This is a genomic window from Shimia sp., from assembly GCF_041624275.1.
Lineage (GTDB): Bacteria > Pseudomonadota > Alphaproteobacteria > Rhodobacterales > Rhodobacteraceae > Shimia.
Map to the genome: position 1 here is coordinate 1 of NZ_JBFJVE010000269.1, position 2,987 is coordinate 2,987.

At 69.3% G+C, this 2,987-nt stretch carries 3 protein-coding genes; 2 read left to right on the forward strand and 1 reads right to left on the reverse strand.

Annotation, left to right across the window (positions count from 1 at the left end):
* The coding region (locus ABZD10_RS14850) for an SDR family oxidoreductase (RefSeq protein ID WP_372887693.1) at window positions 1-552 on the forward strand (552 nt) is incomplete at its 5' end.
* Window positions 552-1,184, forward strand: coding sequence for a hypothetical protein (locus ABZD10_RS14855; RefSeq protein WP_372887695.1), 633 nt, complete (start codon window positions 552-554; stop codon window positions 1,182-1,184). The genes ABZD10_RS14850 and ABZD10_RS14855, both read left to right, overlap by 1 nt.
* 30 nt (window positions 1,185-1,214) lie before the next feature.
* Here ABZD10_RS14855 and ABZD10_RS14860 read toward each other — a convergent pair.
* Window positions 1,215-2,987: ABC-F family ATP-binding cassette domain-containing protein (locus ABZD10_RS14860; protein ID WP_372887697.1), on the reverse strand; the 1,773-nt coding region annotated here is incomplete at its 5' end.

Below are 2,987 nucleotides of genomic sequence, written 5' to 3' on the forward strand. Positions count from 1 at the left end.
AATGCCGCGGCCGAGGCCATGGGCGGCATCACCGCCGCCGTCAACTGCGCCGGCATCGCCCCCGCCGCCACCACGCTGGGCAAAAACGGCCCGCACCCGCTGCACACTTTCCAGCAGACCATCGACATCAACCTTGTGGGCAGCTTCAACGTCGCCCGCCTTGCTGCCGAGGTGATCGCCCGGAACGCGCCCGAAGAAGACGGCGCCCGCGGCGTCATCATCAACACCGCCTCGATCGCCGCCATGGACGGCCAGCGCGGACAGGCGGCCTATGCGGCCTCCAAGGGCGGTATCGTCGGCCTGTCGCTGCCGATGGCCCGCGACCTCGCGCGCAGCGGCATCCGCGTCATGGCGATCGCACCGGGGATCTTCCTCACCCCGATGCTTCAGGGCCTGCCGCAGGAGGTGCAGGACCAGCTCGCCGCCGATGTCACCTGCCCCAAACGCCTCGGCCGGCCGCAGGAATATGCGCAACTGGCGCAGTTCATCGTCGAAGCCGGCTATCTCAACGGCGAGGTGATCCGCATCGACGGCGCGCTGCGCATGATGTGATGCCACGGCAGAACCGCGTTCAGCCCGACGGCGCCTTTCTCGCCCATCCGGCGCGCGGCGCCTTCATGGGCAATCGCGGCATCCTGCATGACGCCGAGGGGCGGCTCGGCAGGGCGCGCTGGCGCCACAGGGCCTGGGTCTGCTGCCTGACCGAGTTTGGCGGCCGCCGGCGCCGCGTGATGGCGCCGGGCCGCTACACCGAACTGTTCTTCCACGACGAGGCCGTGGCGCTGGCCGCCGGGCACCGACCCTGCGGCCAATGCCGACGCGGCGCCTATCGCGCCTTCCTCGACGCCGCCGGGCATCAGGGTTCGATCAAGGATTTCGATGCGCGGCTGCACGCCGAGCGCGCCCTGTCCGGCCGGTTCGGCCAGCGCCGTCACCAGGCCGAGATCGCAACCCTGCCCGAGGGCGCCTTCCTTCTTGACCGCAACACCCCGGCGCTGCTCTGGCAGGGGGCGCTGCATCGGTTTTCCCCGGCCGGCTACGGTGCCCCGCGCCCGCGCCCCACGGGCCGTGTCACCGTGCTCACCCCCCAAACCACCCTGCGGGCGCTGACCAATGGCTACGCGCCCCGGGTCCGCCTGCCAGATCCGCCAAGTAAAGAAGACGCCGGCCCGCAGCCGGGCTGACCGCGCCGCAACCGAAGTCGCGAAGCCTGCCTATCCGGCCTCGGCCTTCTCCTCGAGCATCAGCCATTCCTCTTCGGCCTCAGCCAGGGCCGTCTGCCGCTCGACCAGCGCCGCGCTGGCCTTGCTGAACTTCGCCGGCTCCCTCGAGAACAGCTCCGGATCCATCAGGAATTCCTCGAGCTTGGCGATCTCCGCCCCCAGCCGGTCCATGATCCCCGGCAGCGCCTCGAGCCGGTGCTTCTCGGTAAAGCTGAGCCCCTCGCGCACCGCCTTTTCCCGCTTGGCCGCCTTCTCTGCCCTGGGTTTTGACTTGTCGTCGCTCTTCGGCAGCCTGTCCTGCCGCTGCGCCCGGTAATCGCTCCAGCCGCCGGCATAGACCACCGCCCGCCCGTCACCTTCCATGGCCACCGTGGTGGTGGCGACACGGTCAAGGAAATCACGGTCGTGGCTGACCAGGATGACGGTGCCGTCATAATCGTCCAGCAGCTCCTGCAACAGGTCCAGCGTCTCGACGTCAAGGTCGTTCGTCGGCTCGTCCAGCACCAGGATATTGCTCTCGCGCGCCATCAGCTTGGCCAACAGCAGCCGCGCCTTCTCGCCCCCCGACAGCGAGCGCACCGGCGCCCGCGCCTGGCGTTCGTCGAACAGGAAATCCTTCAGGTAGCCCACCACATGGCGCGGCATGCCGCGCACCATGACCTGATCGGCCTTGCCCGACACCCGCATCTCGGGATCGCCGGTCAGACTGTCCCACAGCGTCATCTCCGGGTCCAGCGCGGCCCGCGACTGGTCGAACACCGCCGGCACCAGGTTGGTGCCCAGCCTGACCTCGCCCCGGTCCGGCGCGATCTCGCCCAACAGCATCTTGATCAGGGTGGTCTTGCCGACCCCGTTCGGCCCGACAAAGGCCACGCGATCGCCGCGCTGCACCGTGAGATCGAAACCACGGACGATTCCCTTGTCCGCGAAGGCCTTTTCAACCGCCTTGGCCTCGATCACCTTCTTGCCCGACTTCGGCCCCGCGCTCAGCTCCATCGCCGCCGTGCCCTGGCGCCGGATCATCGCCGCCCGCTCGGAGCGCAGATCCCCCAGCGCCCGCACCCGGCCCATGTTGCGCTTGCGCCGCGCGCTGATGCCCTCGACCGCCCAGCGGGCCTCGGACTTGATCTTGCGATCAAGCTTGTGGCGCGCCAGGTCTTCCTCTTCCCACATCTTGTCACGCCAGGCCTCGAAATGCTCGAAACCCTTTTCCTGGCGCCGCACCATGCCGCGGTCGATCCACAGCGTCGCCCGGGTCAGCGCCCGCAGGAAGGCGCGGTCGTGGCTGATCAGCACATAGGCGTTGCGGGTGGTGGCCAGTTCCGCCTCGAGCCAGCCGATGGCCTCGATATCCAGATGGTTGGTGGGCTCGTCCAGCAGCATCAGCTCGGGCGCCTCGGCCATCAGCCGCGCCAGCGCCGCGCGCCGCCGCTCGCCCCCCGAGGCGGTCGCCACCGCCCGCGCCGGGTCGAACTTCAGCCCCTCGCCGGCGCGCTCCACCTTGTACATCTCGCCCGGCTCCAGCCCGGCGCTGGCGAAATCGCCCAGTGTCGCGAAACCCGCCATCTCGGGTTCCTGCTCCATATAGCCGACCGCGACCCCGGGCGGCACCACGATGTCGCCGCGGTCCGGTTCGACCAGACCGGCCATCACCTTCATCAGGGTGGACTTGCCGGAGCCGTTGCGACCGACCAGCGCGACGCGATCGCCGCTCTGGACCGCAAGGGTCAGGCCATCGAAAACGGGATTTCCACCAAAGGTCAG

Coding starts and splice junctions, on each gene's coding strand:
- ABZD10_RS14855 (WP_372887695.1), top strand. CDS start 552: ATGCCACGGCAGAACCGCGTTCAGCCCGACGGCGCCTTTCTCGCCCAT.